The organism is Saccharopolyspora karakumensis (assembly GCF_004349225.1).
Classification (GTDB): domain Bacteria; phylum Actinomycetota; class Actinomycetes; order Mycobacteriales; family Pseudonocardiaceae; genus Saccharopolyspora; species Saccharopolyspora endophytica.
The window spans coordinates 18,480-37,765 of sequence record NZ_SMLA01000036.1 but is presented as its reverse complement, the minus strand read 5'-3'; the positions used below and the strand labels follow the sequence as shown (position 1 = coordinate 37,765).

The following is a 19,286-nucleotide window of genomic DNA, read 5'->3' as shown; positions in this document are numbered from 1 at the left end:
CGGTCCCGCGCGAGACAGTCGATCCAAAACGGCTGGGGGGAAGAGCGAAATTGTTCACCCCTGCCGACATCCAGTTCGCCGCACGCCAAGACGCCCAGACCACACTCGAACGCGACGTCCTGCACTTGCTCAGAACGCGTGCAGGATGTCTTCGACGCGCTTCTTGGCGTCGCCGAACAGCATCGCGGAGTTGTCCCGGAAGAAAAGCGGGTTCTGCACGCCGGCATACCCGGAGGCCATCGACCGCTTGAACACGACCACGTTGTCGGCCTTCCACACCGTGAGCACGGGCATGCCCGCGATCGGGCTGGCGGGGTCCTCGGTGGCGGCCGGGTTAACCGTGTCGTTGGCTCCGATCACGAGAACGACGGAAGTGCCGGTGAAGTCGTCGTTGATCTCATCCATCTCGAGGACAACGTCGTAGGGCACCTTTGCCTCGGCCAAGAGCACGTTCATGTGCCCGGGCAGGCGACCTGCGACCGGGTGGATGCCGAACCGCACGTCCACGCCCTTCTCACGCAGCTTGCGGGTGAGCTCGGCGACGCCGTACTGCGCCCGGGCCACCGCCATGCCGTAGCCCGGCGTGATGATGACGGAGTCGGCACGGGCCAGCAGCTCCGCGACGCCCGCCGCGGTGATCTCGCGGTGCTCACCGCACTCGGTGTCGCCGGCCGGGCCGGCCTCCACGCCGAACCCTCCGGCGATCACCGAGATGAAGGACCGGTTCATCGCCTTGCACATGATGTACGACAGGTAGGCACCCGAGGAGCCGACAAGCGCGCCAGTGATGATCAGGAGGTCGTTCTCGAGCAGGAAGCCCGACGCGGCGGCCGCCCACCCCGAGTAGCTGTTGAGCATCGACACCACGACCGGCATGTCGCCGCCCCCGATCGAGGCGACCAGGTGCCAGCCCAGCAGCAGAGCGAGCGCGGTGACCACGATCAGCAACCACAGCTGCGGCTCGAGGATGAACCAGGCCGTGAGGGCGACGAACCCGACGAGCGCGCCCACGTTGAGCAGGGTCTTGCCCGGCAGCACCAGCGGGTCGGACTTCATCCGTGCTGACAACTTCAAGAACGCCACAATCGAGCCGGTAGAGGTGACCGCTCCGACGAACACGCCGATGACGACCTCGGCGCTGTGGATGCCCAGCAGGTCCGACCGGCGCAGCTGCTCGGCGGCGGCGCCGACGGGGTGGTGCTCCACGTGGAAGAAGCCGTTCCAGCCGACCAGGACCGCAGCGAGTCCGACGAAGCTGTGCAACAGCGCGATCAACTCCGGCATCCCGGTCATCTCCACGACGCGGGCTCGCCACAGCCCGATCGCGGCACCGACGGCAGTAGCGCCCAGCAACAGACTGAGACCGAGCGGCCCGATGCCCCGATCGACGGCGAGCGCCAAGGTCGCGAGCAGCGCGACTAACATGCCGGCGATACCGAAGCCGTTGCCGGCCTTGGCCGTCTCGTGCTTGGACAGACCCGCCAAGGCAAGGATGAACAACAGGGCAGCGACGATGTACGCCGCCTGCGCGGTGGTTCCCACCGAAATCATGTGATCAGCGCTCCGTCAGAGCTTGTTCCTGAACTGGTTTGGTGTTTGTCCTGAGGCGGCAAATCCGCTTGGCCCACCCGAGCAACCTGCGCCGCTGCGCAACGCAAGCCCAGGGAGCAGGCGCTCAGGACCGGGAGAACATGGCGAGCATGCGGCGGGTCACCGCGAAGCCACCGAAGATGTTGATGCTGGCGAGCAGGATCGCCGCGGTCGAGAGCACGGTAATCGCGGCATCCCCTTGGCCGATCTGCAGCACTGCGCCGATCACGATGATTCCCGAGATCGCGTTCGTCACCGACATGAGCGGTGTGTGCAGCGCGTGGTGCACGTGCCCGATCACGTAGTAGCCGATCACGATCGCGAGCGCGAACACCGTGAGGTGCGCCTGCAGCGCCTCAGGCGAAATCGCTACCAGACTGAACAGGACGGCGGCCGCGGCCGTGACGATGCCGAGCCGCTTGCCCGCGGACATGGGCTGTCGCACCGGTTTCTCCACGGGCTCCCGTGTGGATTCCAGCTCCGGTGCAGGGGTCGCCGAGACCTGCACCGGCGGGGGCGGCCAGGTCAACTCCCCGTTTCGCACGACGGTCATCGAACGTTGGACCACGTCGTCGAAGTCGAGCACCAGTCGGCCGTCCCCATCCGGTGTCATCAGCTTCATCAGGTTCACCAGGTTGGTGCCGTAGAGCTGAGAGGCCTGGGACGGGAGCCGACCGGCCAGGTCGGTGTAGCCGATGATGGTGACACCGTTGCCGGTCACGACCCTCTCACCGGCGACGGTCCCCTCGACGTTGCCGCCGGTCGAGGCAGCCATGTCCACGATCACGCTGCCGGGTTTCATGCCGGCCACCATTGCCTCGGTGATCAGTCGCGGTGCTGGCTTGCCGGGGATGAGCGCAGTGCTGATCACGATGTCAACATCGCTGGTCTGCGCGGCGTACAGCCGCGCCTCGCGCGCCCGGTATGCCTCGTCCATCTCCTTGGCATAACCGGTAGCGCTGACCTCGGCTTCGGGCGACTCGATCGCGAGGTATTCGCCACCGAGCGACTTCACCTGGTCGGCGACCTCGGGGCGCGGGTCGGTGGCGCGCACGATCGCCCCCAGACTTCCCGCGGCGCCGATCGCGGCCAACCCCGCCACACCGGCCCCTGCCACCAGCACCTTCGCCGGCGCGACTTTTCCCGCTGCGGTCACCTGGCCGGTGAAGAACCGCCCGAACTCGTGCGCCGCCTCCACGACCGCGCGGTAGCCGGCGATGTTGGCCATCGAGGACAGCACATCCAACGACTGCGCCCGCGAGATCCGAGGAACCGCGTCCATCGCCATCACCGTGATCGGCCGATTCTCCAGATCCGCGACCAGGTCGGGGTCCAGCGCTGGGCTCAGCAAGCTGATCAGCGTGGCACCCTCGCTCAGGCAGTCGAGCTGCTTCTTCGACGGCGCGTTCACACCGAACACGACGTCGGCCGCGAGAGCCTCGCCCAGCCGTGCCCCGGCCTCGATGTAGGCTTCGTCCGGGAACGCCGATGCCACGCCCGCACCTGGCTCAACAACCACCCCGTAGCCCAGCTTCAGCAGCTGAACCACGGTCGCCGGTGTTGCCGCCACCCGAGTTTCGCCCGGACGCGACTCCTTCAGCACGCCAATGTCCATTCGCTTCTTCCTGTGTCGTCTCGGCGGCGCGTCGTGCCCTCAAGCAGCCGCGCTCTCCCGACCGGCGCAGCGCGCCGCAGTGAGGGTGTTGCTCAGCAGCATCGCGATCGTCATCGGACCGACGCCGCCGGGCACTGGTGTGATCGCGCCGGCCACCTCGGCGACGGTTGCGGTGTCGACGTCCCCGCACAGACCCGCGTCGGTGCGGTGGATCCCGACGTCGATAACAGTCGCGCCGGGCTTGACGTGGTCCGGACCGATCATCCGGGGCAGGCCGGCCGCGGCGATGAGCACGTCTGCGCGTCGGCAGGCGGTAGCCAGGTCGCGGGTGCGGGAGTGGCAGACGGTCACCGTGGCGTTGCGTTCGAGCAGGAGCTGCGCCATCGGCTTGCCGACCAGGTGCGAGCGTCCGACCACCACCGCCTCCGCGCCCTCCAGCCGCACGCCTGCCCGGTCGAGCAGGGCGATGACGCCGGCGGGGGTGCACGGGCGCAGGCCCGGCGCGCCGAGCGCGAGCCGGCCGACACTGGCGATGGTGAGCCCGTCGACGTCCTTGTCGGGGTCGATGCGGGCGATCAAATTCGCGGCGTCCAGGTGGCGCGGGAGAGGGAGTTGGAGCAAGATCCCGGTAACCGCCGGATCGGCATTCAGGTCGTCGACCACCGCTGCGAGCTCGGCCGCCCCGATGTCCGCGGGCAGGTGCCGGTGCAGGTCGCGCATCCCGGCCTGCACGCACTGCCTGCGCTTGCTCGCGACGTAGACCGCTGACGCCGGGTCATCCCCGACCAGCACCGTGGCCAGACCGGGCGGCTCGGGCAGCTGCGCGACGTCGTGCGAGATGCGCTGACGCAGCTCCGCCGCCGCGGCCTTGCCATCGATTATCGTTGCGGGCAACGTTCTTCTCCTCCTCATGACCAGCAGTGGCAGCGGCGCTGGCCGTACCACATCAGGCGATCCGGTGGGGCGGCTCCCGGCCGTCCAAGAACGCCTGAAGGTTGTCCAGCACGAGCATTCCCATCCCGATCCGGGTCTCGCGGGTAGCGCTGCCGAGGTGGGGCAGCAGGACCACGTTGTCGAGCTTGCGCAGTTCCTCGGGAACATCGGGCTCACGCTCGTACACGTCGAGGCCCGCGCCGGCGAGCGCACCGGACGCGCACGCGTCGATCAGCGCCCGTGTGTCCACCACGTCGCCGCGGGCGGTGTTGACGAGGATCGCGCCCGGTCTCATTCGCGCCAGTAGCGCGGAGTCCACGAGGTGCGTGTTCGCGCCGCCGCCGGGCAGGTGCAGCGAGACGACGTCCGCGGTCTCGAACACCTCCTGCACGGTGTCGACCCGTCGGGCCCAGGCGAGCTCGGCAGGCCCGTCGCCGCTGTCGCAGTAGACGACGGGCATGTCGAAGCCGAAGTGGCCGCGCTGCGCCACCGCGGTGCCGATCCTGCCCATGCCGACGACGCCGAGCGTCTTGCCCGTCAACTCGGTGCCGACGAGGTGGGTGGGTCGCCAGCCGGTCCAGTCGCCGCGCCGCACCTCGCGCTCCCCTTCCCCGGCGCGGCGCGCCACCATCAGCATCAGCGTGACCGCGAGGTCTGCCGTCGCGTCGGTGAGGACGCCGGGTGTGTTGGTGACGACGACGCCGGCGCAGGCTGCTGCCTGGAGGTCGATGTGGTTGAACCCGACGCCGTAGTTGCCGAGGAACCGGCATCGAACCTCCCCACCGAAAAGGTCGGCCGGGAGTGGGTCGGTGACGGTGGGGAGCACGACGTCGGCTTCGGCCAGCGCGTGACGCAGCCCCTCTGGGCCCAGCGGCCGGTCGCCGACGTTGAGCCTGATGCGGGGGAAACGCCTGCGCAGTTCCTCCTCCACCTCGGCGGGCCAGCGGCGGGTGACGACGACCACGGGGTCCTCGGGCACCGGTTGGGACATGGGATCTCCTGATCTCAGACGGTGGCGAGCTCGAGCAGTCCGTGCTGCTGCAGCGCTTTCGCCACGGTGGTACCCATGCTGGACGGGTCGGGCGCCATCGTGATGCCCGCAGCGGTCATGATCGCCGTCTTTTCCCGCGCGGATTCCCCCTCGCCGGACACGATCGCCCCGGCATGGCCCATGGTGCGTCCGGGCGGCGCGGTCATCCCGGCCACGTATCCAATGACCGGTTTGGTCATTCGCGAGCGGACGAAAGCCGCGCCCTCGGCTTCTTGGGGACCGCCGATCTCGCCGATCATCAGCACGGCGTCGGTCTCGTCGTCGTGCTCGAAGAGGTCGAGGTGATCGCGGAACGAGGAGCCGTTGATCGGGTCGCCGCCGATGCCGACCGACGTCGAGACTCCGATGCGCAGCGCGCTGAGTTGCGCCGCGGCCTCATAGCTGAGCGTTCCGGAACGGCTGATCACTCCGACTCGGCCAGGCAGGTAGATGTGACCGGGCATGATGCCGAGCAGCGCCTTGCCCGGCGAGATGGTGCCCGCGCAGTTCGGGCCGGTGAGCCGCATCCGCGAGCTCATCCGGTAACGCCGCATGTAGCGCTTCACCCGCATCATGTCCTGCGCGGGAATACCGTCAGTGATGCAGACGCAGTAGCGAATGCCCGCATCGGCCGCCTCCATGATCGCGTCAGCTGCGAACGCCGGCGGCGCGAACACGATCGACGCGGTGGCCTTCTGGAAGTGGACCGCATCCTTGACCGTGCTGAAGATCCGCTTGCCGAAGATCGTCTGGCCGGCTTTGCCGGGCGTCACGCCGCCGACGATGTTCGTACCGTTGGCCATCATCTCCTCGGTGTGGAACGCGCCGATCCGGCCGGTGATGCCCTGCACGATCACCCGGGTGTCGCCGTCGATCAGGATGCTCATCGAAGCCCTCCGCCCGTCACTCGGTCCGCGGCCGGTCGACCGGCCGCGGAGGCCGCCACCACGTTCTCCGCCGCGTCCGCCAGGGTGTCGGCGACGATGATCGGCAACCCCGAATGGGAGAGGATCCTGCGGCCTTGCTCGACGTTGGTCCCGGAAAGCCTTGCCACGACGGGCACCTTGACGTCGGCCTCGGCGAAGGCCTTCAGCACGCCCTCCGCCACCCAGTCGCATCGGTTGATGCCCGCGAAGATGTTGACCAGCACGGCCTCGACGTTGTCGTCCTGGAGGACCGCGCGAAAGGCGGTCAGCACGCGATCCGGCGACGCGCCACCGCCGATGTCGAGGAAGTTCGCGGGCTCGCCGCCCGCCAGCTTGATCATGTCCATTGTGGCCATCGCAAGCCCGGCGCCGTTGATGATGCAGCCAATGTTGCCGGTGAGCCCCACGTAGGACAGCCCGTGGTCGGCCGCATGCCGCTCGCGAGGGTCCTCCTGGCTGGGGTCGCGCAATTCGGCGATCCCCGGGCTGCGGAAGATCGCGTTGTCGTCGAACGACATCTTCGCGTCCGCAGCCACGAGGTCACCGTCGTGCGTGATGACGAGCGGGTTGATCTCCAGCAGGGTGGCGTCGAGATCCCGGAAAGCGCGGTAGGCGGCCCGGAAGATCCGGGACGCCGGGGTGATCTGCCCGGCGGGGAGTCCGACTGCGAGCGCGATCTCACGCGCCTGGAACTCCAGGAACCCGACCGCCGGCTCGACCGGCACCCGCACCACTGCTTCCGGAGCGGTCGCCGCGAGGTGCTCGACGTCGACCCCGCCGTCGGCGGAGGCGATGATGACGACCTGTTCGCTCGCCCGGTCCAGCAAGATAGCGAAGTACAGCTCGCGGTCGATCTCCGCGGCCTCCTCGACGTACACCTGCGAGACCAGCTTGCCCGCGGGCGCCTGCCGCGTGACCAGTCGCTTGCCGAGCAGTCCGCCTGCCGCGCGGGCCACGTCCCGGTCCGAGTGGCAAAGCGACACGCCGCCGGCCTCGCCGCGACCACCGGAATGCACTTGGGCCTTGACAACCCAAGCTTCTCCCCCGATCTCGTCGGACCGGTAGGCGGCTTGTTCCGGACTGTTGGCGAGCCCGCCGCGCGGCACCGGCACGCCGAACCGCGCCAGGATCTCCTTGGCCTGGTACTCGTGGATGTCCATTGCGCTCCCCTCACCCCCGCCTGGACGCCGTGTCGCGAATCGCGTCGTCGAGCGCGATCACGTTGCGGGCCATGCGCTCCGAGGCGGCGTCGATCATCTTCCCGTCCACCGCCGCCGCTCCTCGGCCCTCGGCCTCAGCCCGCCGCAGCTCGGCGACGATCCGTCGAGCCCGTTTGACCTCGGACTCCGGCGGCGTGAACACCTCGTTCGCCAGCTCGACCTGGCTCGGGTGGATCGCCCACTTTCCCTCGCAGCCGAGTGCGGCCGCGCGTCCGGCACCCGCTAGGTAGCCGTCGGGGTCGGAGAAGTCGCCGAACGGCCCGTCGACGGCCCGCAGCCCGTAGGCCCGGCAGGCGACTGTCATCCGGGAGAGAGCGAAGTGCCACTGGTCGCCCGGGTAGGCGGGGTTGAGCCCGCCGATCGTCACCGTGCGCGCCCGGTTGCTCGCGGCGTAGTCGGCGACCCCGAAGTGCAGGGCTTCCAGCCGCCCTCCGCTCGCCGCGATCGCCTCGACGTTCGCCATGCCCAGCGCGGTCTCGATCAGAGCCTCGGTGCCCACGCGCGTGGCGAAGCCGAGGGCCTGCTCGATCTGGTCGAGCAGGGTCTCGACCACGTACAGGTCTGCCGGCACTCCGACCTTCGGAACCAGGATGGTGTGCAGCCGGTCGCCCGCCTGCTCCACGACATCGACGACATCGCGGTACATGTACGGGGTGTCCAGGCCGTTGATCCGCACCGAGACCGTTTTGCCCAGCCCGGCCCAGTCGATCTCGGTGAGACCGCTGATCACGTTCTTGCGGGCTTGCTCCTTCTCCGGAGGCGCCACCGCATCCTCCAGGTCGAGGAACACCACGTCGGCGGTGCTCGTCGCGGCCTTCTCGATGAACGTCATGTTGGAGCCGGGAACGGCGAGCTCGCTGCGGTGCAGCCGGTTCCGACGCATCGGGTACAGGGTGTGGCTCATGGGACTCCTCTGGGCGCGCGGTGGGTCAGCGAGGGGCGGCGTAGGACAGCTCGACCGACCGCTCGGCAGCCGGGTGGGCGCTGCAGTAGTACTCCTGAGCGGCGGCGACGCCCACGCCGAAAGCGACGTCCGCGCCGGCGTCGGCCAGCGCCATCTCGGCCGCGGCGAGCGCGGCCAGGCACGACACCTCGTTGAGGTCGCCGAGGTGCCCGATCCGGAAAACATGACCCGCGAGTCGCGCGAGGCCCCCGCCGAACGACGTCCGATACCGGTCGTATGCGATACGGCAGACCTGCACACCGTCCACACCCTCCGGGACGCGGATCGCGGAGACTGTGTCGGAATACCACTCGGGCGCCGTCGCGCACAGCTCCAGGCCGAGCGCGGCCACCCCGCGCCGGACACCCTCGGCCAGGTGGTGGTGTCGGTCGAACACCGCGTCCAGGCCCTCGTCGAAGAGCAGGTCCAGCGATGCGCGCAGGCCATGCAGCAGTGGAACCGGCGGGGTGTAGGGGAAGTAACCCAGGTCGTTGGTGGCGATCATGTCCTCGAAGCTGAAGTAGCAGCGCTTCATGCCCGCCACGGCCGACGCCGCCAGCGCCTTGTCGCTCACACCGAGGATCGACAGTCCGGGCGGGAGCATCAGGCCCTTCTGCGAGCCGGTGACAGCGAGGTCCACTCCCCACTCGTCCTGCCGGAAGTCGATCGAGGCGATGGAGGAGACGCCGTCGACGAACAGCAAGGCGTCCGAACCCGCGGCGTCCATAGCGCGCCGGACAGCGGCGACGTCGGAGGTGACGCCCGTGGCGGTCTCGTTGTGGGTGACGAACACCGCCTTGATGTCCGGCTCCGCCGCCAACTGGCGTTCGTACTCATCGACCGGCACGCCCGCGCCCCACTCGACGTCGACGCACACGACGTCCAGCCCGAGCCGCTCGGCCATGTCCACCCACAGGTGCGAGAACTGCCCGAACCGCGACATCAACACCCGGTCGCCGGGCCTCAGCGTGTTGGTGATCGCCGCCTCCCACGCGCCGCTCCCGGACGACGGGTAGAGGAACACCCGACCGGTGCGGCAGCGCAGCAACGTCCTCAGGTCGGCGAGCAGCCCGTTCACGAGGTCGGGGAAGTCCGGAGCCCGGTGGTCCTGCATCGGGACGTTCATCGCCCGCCGCACCACATCGGGAACGTTCGTCGGACCGGGTACGAACAGATGGGTCACTCCGGTGGCCATGTCACCCGCCTTCCTAAGATTCCACGTTGTTTGGTGAACCTATTTCTGCTGGTGGACCCGCGTGATCACCCGCCAGGGGGAGTTCGGGGGTGCACCGCAGGTGAGTCAGGACAAGCCCTCGATCTCGCCATCCGCGTCAATGTCGATCGAGTGGGCGGACGGGGTCGCGCCGAGTCCGGGCATCGTGCGCATGTCGCCGCAGATCGGGTAGATGAACCCGGCGCCAACGGAGGTGCGGACCTCGCGCACCGGCAGCCGCCAGCCCGTTGGTGCGCCCTTCAGCGAGGAGTCCGACGAGATCGACAGGTGCGTCTTGGCGATGCACACCGGGAGATTGCCGAAACCGTTGCGCTCGTGGCGGTCGAGCTCGCGGGCCGCCTTGCGGTCGTAGTCGACGCCCTCGGCACCGTAGACCTCGGTCGCCACGGTCTCGATCTTCTCCCGCAGAGAGGCCGAGTCCGGGTAGAGCAACCTGAAATTCGACGGTTTCTCAGCGGCTTCGGCAACGGCCTCGGCGAGCTCGGTGGCACCCTTGCCCCCATCGGCGAAGTGGGTGCACACCGCGGCCCGCGCGCCGATCGACTCGGCGATCTGCCGGATCGCCTCGTGCTCGCTGGCGTGGTCCTCCGGGAAGGCGTTGATCGCCACGACCGGGGAGACGCCGTGCAGCCGGATGTTCTCGATCTGCTTGCGCAGGTTCGCCGCGCCCGCGTGCACGTCGTCCGGGCTCTCCGCTAGCAGTTCCGGCGGCAGCGGCTTGCCCGGGGCGATCGTGAACCGGCCGGAGTGCGCCTTGAGCGCGCGCACGGTGGCCACCACGACCGCGGCATCCGGCGTCAGCCCCGAGGCCCGGCACTTGATGTTGAAGAAGCGCTCCGCCCCCATGTCGGCGCCGAACCCGGCCTCGGTGATGAGGTAGTCCCCGCCGCGGATGCCGACGAGGTCGGCGACGACGGATGAGTTGCCGTGCGCGATGTTGCCGAACGGTCCGGCGTGCACCAGCACGGGCGTGTTCTCCAGGGTCTGCAGCAGGTTCGGCTTCAACGCCTCCCGCATGATCACGGCCATCGCACCTGCGCCACCGATGTCCTCGGCGGTGACCGGGTCGCCGGCGGCGGTGTAGCCGACCACGACGCGCGCGAATCTCTCGCGCATGTCCTGCACGGAGCGGGCCAGCGCGAAGATCGCCATCACCTCGGATGCCGCGGTGATGTCGAAGCCGGTCTGCCGTGGTTCGCCGTCCACGTGCGTGCCCAAGCCGACGATCACGTTGCGCAGCGCGCGGTCGTTGACGTCGAGCACGCGCCGCCAGATGATGCTGTGCGGGTCCAGGCCCGTGGGATTGCCCTGGTGCAGGTGGTTGTCCACCAAAGCCGAGAGCATGTTGTGGGCGGCGGTGACCGCGTGGAAGTCCCCGGTCAGGTGCAGGTTGAGGGTCTCCATCGGCACGACCTGGGCGTAGCCACCACCCGCGGCGCCGCCCTTGATGCCGAACGTCGGCCCCATGGAGGGCTGACGGACGGCCACCACTGCCTGCCGCCCGATGTGCTTCATCGCCTGCGCGAGGCCCACCGTGGTAGTGGTCTTGCCCTCCCCCAGCGGGGTCGGGGTGACTGCGGAGACCACGACGTACTTGGCCTTCGGACGGTCGGCCAGCTCGTCGATGGCCTCCAGCCGGATCTTGAGGACGTCTCGGCCATAGGGCTCGATCAGGTGCGGCCCTAGGCCCATCTGCTCAGCAACACCCTCAATGGGCTTCAGGGACGCGCCGCGGGCGATCTGCAGGTCGGTCGGGAAGGACACGGTCAGCTCCTCGAAACGGTGGTCGCCGGGAAGTCGTCGATCTCGACGCCGAACTCGACACGCGCGTCGAAGCAGGTGCTGACCGGACGAGCGCCGGCAGTGCAGCGGTTTGCTCTGACCGCGCTGGCTGTCGTTGCGCACGACAGGGGGTAACGCGATGAGACTCGGAGTCCGCGTCTGTTCAGTGAACGTATTTCCGCTTCCGGGCCCGCATGATCACCCTCCGGGGGGAGTTCAGGGGTGAGGCGAGCACTCGTTCAGCGGGCGCGTCGGGCCAGGCGATGCGGATCGATGATGAGCACGCTCTTGCCCTCGAGCCGCAGCCAGCCGCGGTGCGCGAAGTCGGCCAGCGCCTTGTTCACCGTCTCCCGCGAAGCACCGACGTACTGCGCGATCTCCACCTGCCTCAGGTCGTGGGTGACCTGCAGCAAACCCGCCTCCTGGCTGCCGAAGCGCTGCGCGAACTGCAGCAGCGCCTTGGCGACCCGGCCGGGCACGTCAGTGAAGATCAGGTCCGCGAGCATGCCGTTGGTGCGGCGCAGCCTGCGCGCCACCACCCGCAGCAACTGCTCGGCGATCTCTGGGCGGCTGCCGATCCACTGCCGCAGCACGGCGCGGTCCATGGTCAGCGCGCGCACCTCGGTGACCGCAATCGCGGTCGAAGTCCGCGGCCCCGGGTCGAAGAGGGACAGCTCTCCGAACATGTCCGACGGGCCCATCAACTCCAGCAGGTTCACCCTGCCGTCCGGGGACCTACATCCCAGCTTGACCTTGCCGGATTGAACGATGTAAAGCCGGTCACCGGGATCGCCCTCGGCGAATACCACCTCGTCTCGCCGGAACTCAGACGGTTCCAGCGACCGCATCAACGCTTCGGCCGCGGCCGGCTCAATGCCTTGGAACAGGCTCGCGCGTGCAAGTGTCGGATCGGTCATCTTCTGCTCCTTGGCCCTGACTGCTCGGATGTCCGGTGGGTGTCAGCACCCTGGGAGCTTGCGACGGTCTCAATTCCGAGTCAGCGTGCCTGTGCGAGCACATCAAAGACGCCGCCCGGCCTCATCCCCCTGCGCGGTGAGCTCCGGTGTGAGCCAGCGCACTGACGCGTCGCGCGGCAACGTCCTGCGGCTGCACCCACAGCCCGCACGAGGAAGTGGAAACAGGCGGTACCCGATCGGTAACCCAGCCCGCACTTCACCCCTCAGGGGGATGGGCGTGACCTACGTCTCTGGTGTGGTCGCAAACACACCCAAACCAGCTCCTCGCCTGCTGGGCAGCCGAGCCAACGCATCCGGCGCGCACTGTTCACCAATGGTCATCGTTCTGGTGGAACCGGCTGGCACTGGACGTCCGAACTAACGCACCTACGAGCACACGTGGAGCTCTCATGAGTCGAGCAACCGTGGACCTGCCGGACGTGGTCCGGTCCGTTGTGGACGCGCATCGGCACGAACGAGGTCCACTCCTGGTAGTTCTGCAGGAGATCCAGGAACGCCTGGGGTGCCTCGACCCTGAGGTGGTCCCGCTAGTAGCGGCGGAGATGAACCTGTCCCGAGCCGACGTGCACGGCGTCGCCACCTTCTACCGGGACTTCCATTCGGAGCCGCACGGCAGGGCGCTTGTCCGGATCTGCCGTTCGGAAGCCTGCAAGTCGATGGGTGCCGAAGACCTCGTTGCCCAGGTGGAGACTGCCCTCGCCGTCAAGACGGGCGAGACCTCGCCCGATGGCTCGGTCACGCTCGACCAGGTGTTCTGTCTGGGCAACTGCGCCCTCAGCCCCGCCGCGCAGATCAACGGCCGGCTGCACGGACGGCTCACCCCTGACCGAGTGCTCGCCATCGCACGGAGGGATGCCTCGTGATCACCGTCTACGTTCCCCACGATTCGGCGGCCAAGTCAGTCGGCGCCAACGACGTAGCGGACGCCCTCGAACGCGCGGCTGCGGCCGCCGGTCAGCAGATCAAACTCGTGCGCAACGGAACTCGCGGAATGCTCTGGCTCGAGCCGCTGGTCGAAGTCGCGACCGAAGGCGGGAGGGTGGGGTACGGGCCCGTCCGCGCAGACGACGTCGACGAACTCGTGAGGTCCGGAATGCTCGAAGGAGCAGGCCACGACCTCTACCTCGGGCTGGTCGAGGAACTGCCGTGGATGCGCGATCAGCAGCGGCTGTGCTTGGCACGAGTCGGCGTCACGGATCCGCTGTCGCCCGACGACTACCTCGGTCACGGAGGTCTCGCTGGTCTCCAGCGGGCGCTTGAGCTGGACCCGGCCGACGTCATCGCCGAAGTCACCGAGTCAGGCCTGCGCGGCCGCGGCGGCGCGGGATTCCCCGCCGGCATCAAATGGAAGACCGTGTCCGAAACCGAGGGAGAGCTGAAGTTCGTCTGCTGCAACGCCGACGAAGGCGACGGCGGCACCTTCGCCGACCGGATGGTGATGGAGGGCGACCCGTTCTGCCTCCTCGAGGGCATGGCGATCGCGGCATACGCCGTCGGGGCCCGGGAGGGCTACATCTACCTGCGTTCGGAATACCCGGACGCTGCCACGGCAATCAGAGCGGCGATCGAGATCGCCCGGGACGAAGGCTGGCTCGGGGACGACGTCCTGGGGTCCGGGTTCAGCTTCGACATCCACCTCCGGATCGGCGGCGGTGCCTACATCTGCGGCGAGGAGACCTCGATGCTGGACAGCCTCGAGGGCAAGCGCGGCATGGTACGCCCCAAGCCACCGATCCCCGCGATCACGGGGCTTTTCGGCAAGCCCACCGTGGTGAACAACGTGCTGACCCTGGCCAGCGTGCCGACGATTCTGGCCCAGGGCGGCGAGGCGTACGCCGCGCTGGGCGTGGAGCGCTCGCGTGGCACGCAGGTGTTCCAACTGGCAGGAAACATCGCGCGGGGCGGGGCCTTCGAGACCGCATTCGGCATCTCCCTGGCCGACCTGGTCCATGACTACGGCGGCGGGACCCGTTCCGGCAGACCTGTGCGAGCCGTACAAGTGGGTGGACCGCTCGGGCCCTATCTCCCCGGATCGCAACTCGACCTCCCGACCGACTACGAAGCCTTCGATGCGGCCGATGCGATGCTGGGCCACGGCGGCATCGTGGTCTTCGATGACACCGCTGACATGGCCGCGATGGCACGGTTCGCGATGGAGTTCTGCGCCGAGGAGTCCTGCGGCAAGTGCACGCCCTGCAGAGTCGGGTCGGTCCGCGGGGTCGAGACCATCGACAAGATCATCAACGGCGAGGACACCGACGGCAACCTCGGACTCCTCAACGACCTCTGCGACCTGATGACCGCTGGCTCGCTGTGCGCGATGGGCGGACTGACGCCCAACCCGGTGAAGAGCGCGCTGTCCCACTTCCCCGAGGACTTCACCCAGAAACGCGAAGTGCACCAGGAGGAGGCGCGATGACGCTGTTCAAGGAACCTGATCTCGGCACCCCCGCTCCGCCGGACGGAGCACCACCAGTCGCGGTCGAGGTCGACGGCCTTCCGGTGACCGTGCCGGAGGGAACGTCGGTGCTGCGGGCCGCAGCGCTGGCCGGCGTCGAAATTCCGAAGCTCTGCGCGACCGACAGCCTCGACGCGTTCGGGTCCTGCAGGTTGTGCCTGGTCGAGATCGACGGACGCCGAGGCACGCCGGCCTCGTGCACCACGCCGGTCGCCGCCGGGATGCAGGTGCGCACCCAGAGCTCGAAGCTGGAAAAGCTCCGCCAGGGAGTCATGGAGCTCTACATCTCCGACCACCCGCTGGACTGCCTGACCTGCCCGGCCAACGGCGACTGCGAGCTGCAGGACATGGCGGGTGTGGTCGGGCTGCGGCAGGTCCGCTACGGCTACGAGGGCGCGAACCACCTCGATCTCGAGATCGACCACAGCAACCCCTACTTCGACTTCGACCCCTCGAAGTGCATCTCCTGCTCCCGCTGCGTTCGCGCGTGCGGCGAGGTCCAGGGAACGTTCGCGCTCACCATCGAAGGGCGCGGGTTCGAGTCCAAGGTGTCTGCCGGAGCCGGCGAATTGTTCGCCGATTCCGAATGCGTGTCCTGCGGTGCGTGCGTCGCGGCCTGCCCGACGTCGACTTTGCAAGAGAAGTCGGTGGTGGACCTGGGGATTCCCAACCGCACGGTGAAGACCACCTGCGCCTACTGCGGCGTGGGGTGCTCTTTCAAGGCCGAGCTCCGCGGCGACGAGCTCGTCCGAATGGTTCCGGACAAGGACGGCGGCGCCAACGAGGGCCACGCCTGCGTCAAGGGCCGGTTCGCGTTCGGCTACGCCACGCACCCCGACCGGGTGCTGAGCCCCATGATCCGCGAGAAGATCACCGACGAGTGGCGTGAGGTCGACTGGGACACCGCGATCACCTACGTCGCCGACAAGATGCGCGACATCCAGTCCAGCCACGGCGCGGGCGCTATCGGCGGCATCACCTCCTCCCGCTGCACCAACGAAGACGTCTACGTGGTGCAGAAGATGGTGCGCGCGGCGTTCGGCAACAACAACGTCGACACCTGCGCGCGAGTGTGCCACTCCCCCACCGGCTACGGCCTGAAGCAGACGTTCGGCGAGTCCGCCGGCACCCAGGACTTCCGGTCAGTGGCCAAGTCGGACGTCATCGTGGTGATCGGCGCGAACCCGACCGACGGGCACCCGGTGTTCGCCTCCCGGATGAAGCGGCGGCTGCGTGAGGGCGCCAAGCTGGTGGTCATCGACCCACGCCGCATCGACCTGGTTCGCTCCCCGCACATCGAGGCCGAGTACCACCTGCCCATCGCCCCCGGCACCAACGTCGCCCTGGTCAACGCGCTGGCCCACGTGGTGGTCACCGAAGACCTGGTCGACCGCGAATTCGTGGACGCACGCTGCGAGGACTTCGAAACGTGGGCGGAGTTCATCGCCCAACCGCAGAACAGTCCGGAGGCCACCGAGGAGATCACCGGAATCCCCGCGCAGGACGTGCGCGCCGTTGCCCGGATGTACGCCACGGGAGGCAACGCGGCGATCTACTACGGGCTCGGCGTCACCGAGCACAGCCAGGGCTCGACGATGGTGATGGGCATGGCCAACCTCGCCATGGCCACCGGCAACATCGGGCGGGACGGTGTCGGCGTGAACCCGCTGCGCGGTCAGAACAACGTGCAGGGCTCCTGCGACATGGGTTCGTTCCCGCACGAGCTGCCCGGATACCGGCACGTCTCCGACGACGCCGTGCGGGAAGTGTTCGAGAACCTGTGGCAACGACCGCTGATCCCCGAGCCCGGCCTGCGAATCCCGAACATGTTCGATTCCGCCCTCGACGGGTCCTTCCGCGGACTTTACGTCCAGGGCGAGGACATCGCGCAGTCCGACCCGAACACCGGCCACGTCGACGCAGCGCTGCGCTCCCTGGACCTCCTCGTGGTGCAGGACCTGTTCATCAACGAAACCGCGAAGCTGGCCCACGTGTTCCTGCCCGGCACGTCATTCCTCGAGAAGGACGGCACCTTCACCAACGCCGAGCGACGGATCAACCGGGTCCGGCCGGTGATGGCCCCCATGACGGGCAAGCACGAGTGGCAAATCCCGTGCGAGATCGCACAGGCCATGGGATACGACATGTCCTACGACCACCCGAGTGAGATCATGGAGGAGATCGCCTCGCTCACACCGACGTTCACCGGGGTTTCCTTCGAGAAGCTCGACAAGCTCGGCAGCGTGCAATGGCCCTGCAACACCGAGGCTCCTGAGGGAACCCCGATCATGCACGTTGACGAGTTCGTGCGCGGTAAGGGCAAGTTCATCACCACGACGTTCGTCCCGACCAACGAGCGCTCCACCCGCAAGTTCCCTCTGATCCTGACCACCGGCCGGATCCTGAGCCAGTACAACGTGGGCGCCCAGACACGGCGGACCCCCAACGTCCACTGGCACAAGGAAGACGTGCTGGAAATCCATCCCCACGACGCCGAGGTGCGAGGCATCGACAACGGCAGCGAGGTGACGATCACCAGCCGGACCGGCGAAACCACGCTGCCCGCGGTGATCTCGGACCGCATGCCCACCGGGGTCGTTTACACCACCTTCCACTACCCGCTCAGCGGCGCGAACGTGGTCACCACCGACAATTCCGACTGGGCGACCAACTGCCCAGAGTACAAGGTCACCGCGGTCCAAGTCATGCTCGGGTCACGTGCCGCCAACGGTGTTTCGTCGGAAGCGCCCGCCCATGCCGCATCGTCAGACGAAGGAGTTGAGAGGTGAGCACCTCACCGGTGATGAAGCTGGCTGACGACATCGCGGTACAGTTCCGGCATTACCCACCCCGCGCGGCCGCCGCCTCGATAGCCAACCACATACGTCAGTTCTGGGACCCGCGGATGTGTTCGCAGCTCAAGACCCAAGTGGAAGAGGACGGCGCAGACTGCGACCCGAACGTCATCGCGGCAGTCCAGCTGCTCAACGCACCCGAACGCTGACAACATCACGACGTCTGCAAACGCAGGACCTCTCCGACGCCCCATGGCGGCGCCGGAGAGGTCTTGCAGTAGCGCACACCTCCCCCTCACGCAGAGCGCGGGTGGACGGGCTTCGCACACGAGGATCGGCTTTGAGTAACACGTTCACCTGCGGAGGATGCAAGAAGACCTGGACAGGGCTTGCGCAAGCGCACTGCTCCCGGTGTCACCGCACGTTCGCCGCGGCCGCGCTATTCGACAAGCACCGCCAGGGGCGTTGTGCCAAGAAGCGCCACCGGACGTAATGCCGACACTATGCTGATGCCGGTGTTCAGTACCACCGCTTAGGTCAAGCCCCGTACCTCGGCCTTTGCTTCTCCCGAAGAGCCTTTCTTCGCCCCCGCCCTTACTCCGGCCGTGCGGACTTCGGAACGGCCCGTCAATCTGTTTCCACCAACAGTCCAGGCTGGGCAGCTGTTGCCAGGAGCGAGTGGGTCGACCAGGCGTTGCGGTCGGTCCGGCGGGGTGCCCTCAGCATTGGTGTGTCCGTCACCGCCGTCACGACGAAGCAGCAGTCATCGGTCGCCACCAAATGTTCGAGGGGCAGCGGTAGGCCTGGTTGTTCGCCGTGCTCGATCAGCTGTTTGAGCTCCGATTCGGACTGCGGTTCAAGCATTGCTTGCATCGAGCCGCCCAGGCATCGGGCAGCGCAAGCGGCGAGAACACCCTCTGCGGCACCGCCGATGCCCGCGAGCATGTCCGCCTCGCCAGACAAAACGTTCAGGGCGCCCACGACATCTCCGTCGGGGATGAGTCGCACGCGGCATCCGATCGTCTTCAGGTCCTGGACCAGATTCCGGTGGCGGGGTCTGTCAAGCACTACCACCGAAAGCTCAGTGACGAGCTTGTCCAGAGCGGCGGATACCGCCACGACGTTCTTCTCGATCGACGCAGTGATGTCGATGGCCGGCGCCGCCGCCGATCCCACGACGAGCTTGTTCATGTAGCGCCCAGTCGTGTCATATAGGCTGCCGGTGGCCGCAGCGGCGGCAACGGTCATAGCTCCTTGCGCATCTCGCACGCAGGCCTTGATGTCTTCGATCGGGTTCACAGCGAGCTCGAAACGAAACCCCGGGCCGGCCGAAACGAGTTCGCCCGGAGATAGCGTCGATGCGTCATCCGATCCGCTCCCGCCGATCACGATCCGCCCGCTCCCGGAAACCTGGCCCAATCGCTGCCGCATAGCCTCGGTCGCAGCCTGGCGCGCCGCATTTTCGTCACCGCCGCCTACCCATGGAAGGCAAGCAATCGCGGTGTGGTGGGTAACGTTCAGCAGGCCATGTGCCACCTGCTCAATACTCATGGGAGTTCCAACCTTCCTGCACGCAGCCGCATTTGAGTGCCCGGCGGCAGCAGTTCGTTCGGCACGCGGTGACTCCATCAGCCAGGAAAAAGGGAGACATCCATCCTGGGGGTGACCAACGGGGTGGTTGCCGAAACTGAAGCTTCCCTGTTCCGACAAGGGATTCTTATCGCTTCATTTCCATTTCCGATTGGAACTCCATATCGTCGATCACTTAAGGTGCGGTTAACAC

17 protein-coding genes are annotated in these 19,286 nt (G+C 67.7%); 5 read left to right on the top strand and 12 right to left on the bottom strand.

Annotated features, from left to right (window positions below):
* Positions 1-129: 129 nt before the first annotated feature.
* The 10 genes from pntB to E1202_RS21200 form a co-directional block, all read right to left on the bottom strand.
* On the bottom strand, positions 130-1,551 hold the full coding sequence (pntB, locus tag E1202_RS21245) for a Re/Si-specific NAD(P)(+) transhydrogenase subunit beta (RefSeq protein WP_132684902.1): 1,422 nt from the start codon (positions 1,549-1,551) through the stop codon (positions 130-132).
* 124 nt (positions 1,552-1,675) lie between these two features.
* Positions 1,676-3,205, bottom strand: coding sequence for a Re/Si-specific NAD(P)(+) transhydrogenase subunit alpha (locus E1202_RS21240; protein ID WP_132684901.1), 1,530 nt, complete (start codon positions 3,203-3,205; stop codon positions 1,676-1,678).
* Positions 3,206-3,244: 39 nt separating this feature from the next.
* On the bottom strand, positions 3,245-4,099 hold the full coding sequence (gene folD, locus E1202_RS21235; RefSeq protein WP_132684900.1) for a bifunctional methylenetetrahydrofolate dehydrogenase/methenyltetrahydrofolate cyclohydrolase FolD: 855 nt from the start codon (positions 4,097-4,099) through the stop codon (positions 3,245-3,247).
* A gap of 52 nt (positions 4,100-4,151) precedes the next feature.
* Positions 4,152-5,129, bottom strand: a complete 978-nt coding sequence (locus E1202_RS21230) for a 2-hydroxyacid dehydrogenase (RefSeq protein WP_132684899.1) — start codon at positions 5,127-5,129, stop codon at positions 4,152-4,154.
* Between the two features lie 14 nt (positions 5,130-5,143).
* A complete protein-coding gene (sucD, locus tag E1202_RS21225) occupies positions 5,144-6,055 on the bottom strand; it encodes a succinate--CoA ligase subunit alpha (RefSeq protein WP_132684898.1) in 912 nt (303 codons plus the stop codon).
* Entirely contained in the window at positions 6,052-7,254 is a 1,203-nt protein-coding gene (locus tag E1202_RS21220; RefSeq protein ID WP_132684897.1) for a malate--CoA ligase subunit beta, read from the bottom strand. Before E1202_RS21220 ends, sucD begins: the two co-directional genes overlap by 4 nt.
* Positions 7,255-7,264: 10 nt before the next feature.
* Positions 7,265-8,218 carry an HpcH/HpaI aldolase/citrate lyase family protein gene (locus tag E1202_RS21215; protein ID WP_132684896.1) on the bottom strand — a complete coding sequence of 318 codons (954 nt, stop codon included), beginning with the start codon at positions 8,216-8,218 and terminating at the stop codon, positions 7,265-7,267.
* A gap of 25 nt (positions 8,219-8,243) precedes the next feature.
* Complete coding sequence (locus tag E1202_RS21210) at positions 8,244-9,452, bottom strand: pyridoxal-phosphate-dependent aminotransferase family protein (protein ID WP_132684895.1); 1,209 nt, start codon at positions 9,450-9,452, stop codon at positions 8,244-8,246.
* Between the two features lie 105 nt (positions 9,453-9,557).
* The gene (locus tag E1202_RS21205; protein ID WP_132684894.1) at positions 9,558-11,255 is read right to left on the bottom strand and encodes a formate--tetrahydrofolate ligase; all 1,698 of its coding nucleotides are present in this window, start codon (positions 11,253-11,255) and stop codon (positions 9,558-9,560) included.
* A 257-nt stretch (positions 11,256-11,512) separates the two neighbouring features.
* A complete protein-coding gene (locus E1202_RS21200; RefSeq protein WP_132684893.1) occupies positions 11,513-12,190 on the bottom strand; it encodes a Crp/Fnr family transcriptional regulator in 678 nt (225 codons plus the stop codon).
* Between the two features lie 464 nt (positions 12,191-12,654).
* On the opposite strand from E1202_RS21200, the gene E1202_RS21195 reads away from it, so the two are divergent.
* A complete protein-coding gene (locus tag E1202_RS21195; RefSeq protein ID WP_235878801.1) occupies positions 12,655-13,113 on the top strand; it encodes an NADH-quinone oxidoreductase subunit NuoE family protein in 459 nt (152 codons plus the stop codon).
* A gap of 35 nt (positions 13,114-13,148) precedes the next feature.
* Here E1202_RS21195 and E1202_RS32275 read toward each other — a convergent pair whose 3' ends face one another.
* Positions 13,149-13,364 carry a hypothetical protein gene (locus E1202_RS32275; protein WP_235878789.1) on the bottom strand — a complete coding sequence of 72 codons (216 nt, stop codon included), beginning with the start codon at positions 13,362-13,364 and terminating at the stop codon, positions 13,149-13,151.
* Between the two features lie 36 nt (positions 13,365-13,400).
* On the opposite strand from E1202_RS32275, the gene E1202_RS21190 reads away from it, so the two are divergent.
* From E1202_RS21190 to E1202_RS33100, 4 genes are read left to right on the top strand one after another with little or no spacing between them, the layout of a single operon-like run.
* Positions 13,401-14,669, top strand: coding sequence for a complex I 51 kDa subunit family protein (locus E1202_RS21190; RefSeq protein ID WP_235878787.1), 1,269 nt, complete (start codon positions 13,401-13,403; stop codon positions 14,667-14,669).
* Positions 14,666-17,497: a formate dehydrogenase subunit alpha gene (gene fdhF / locus E1202_RS21185; RefSeq protein WP_132684891.1), complete on the top strand. Its 2,832-nt coding sequence runs from the start codon at positions 14,666-14,668 to the stop codon at positions 17,495-17,497. Before E1202_RS21190 ends, fdhF begins: the two co-directional genes overlap by 4 nt.
* Positions 17,494-17,712, top strand: a complete 219-nt coding sequence (locus E1202_RS21180) for a formate dehydrogenase subunit delta (RefSeq protein ID WP_235878785.1) — start codon at positions 17,494-17,496, stop codon at positions 17,710-17,712. The genes fdhF and E1202_RS21180 overlap by 4 nt, the downstream gene beginning before the upstream one ends.
* Positions 17,616-17,996: an FDXHR family putative zinc-binding protein gene (locus E1202_RS33100; RefSeq protein WP_456238810.1), complete on the top strand. Its 381-nt coding sequence runs from the start codon at positions 17,616-17,618 to the stop codon at positions 17,994-17,996. The genes E1202_RS21180 and E1202_RS33100 overlap by 97 nt, the downstream gene beginning before the upstream one ends.
* Positions 17,997-18,130: 134 nt before the next feature.
* Here E1202_RS33100 and E1202_RS21175 read toward each other — a convergent pair whose 3' ends face one another.
* Entirely contained in the window at positions 18,131-19,054 is a 924-nt protein-coding gene (locus E1202_RS21175) for a fructose-bisphosphatase class II (RefSeq protein WP_165943928.1), read from the bottom strand.
* Positions 19,055-19,286: the final 232 nt, after the last annotated feature.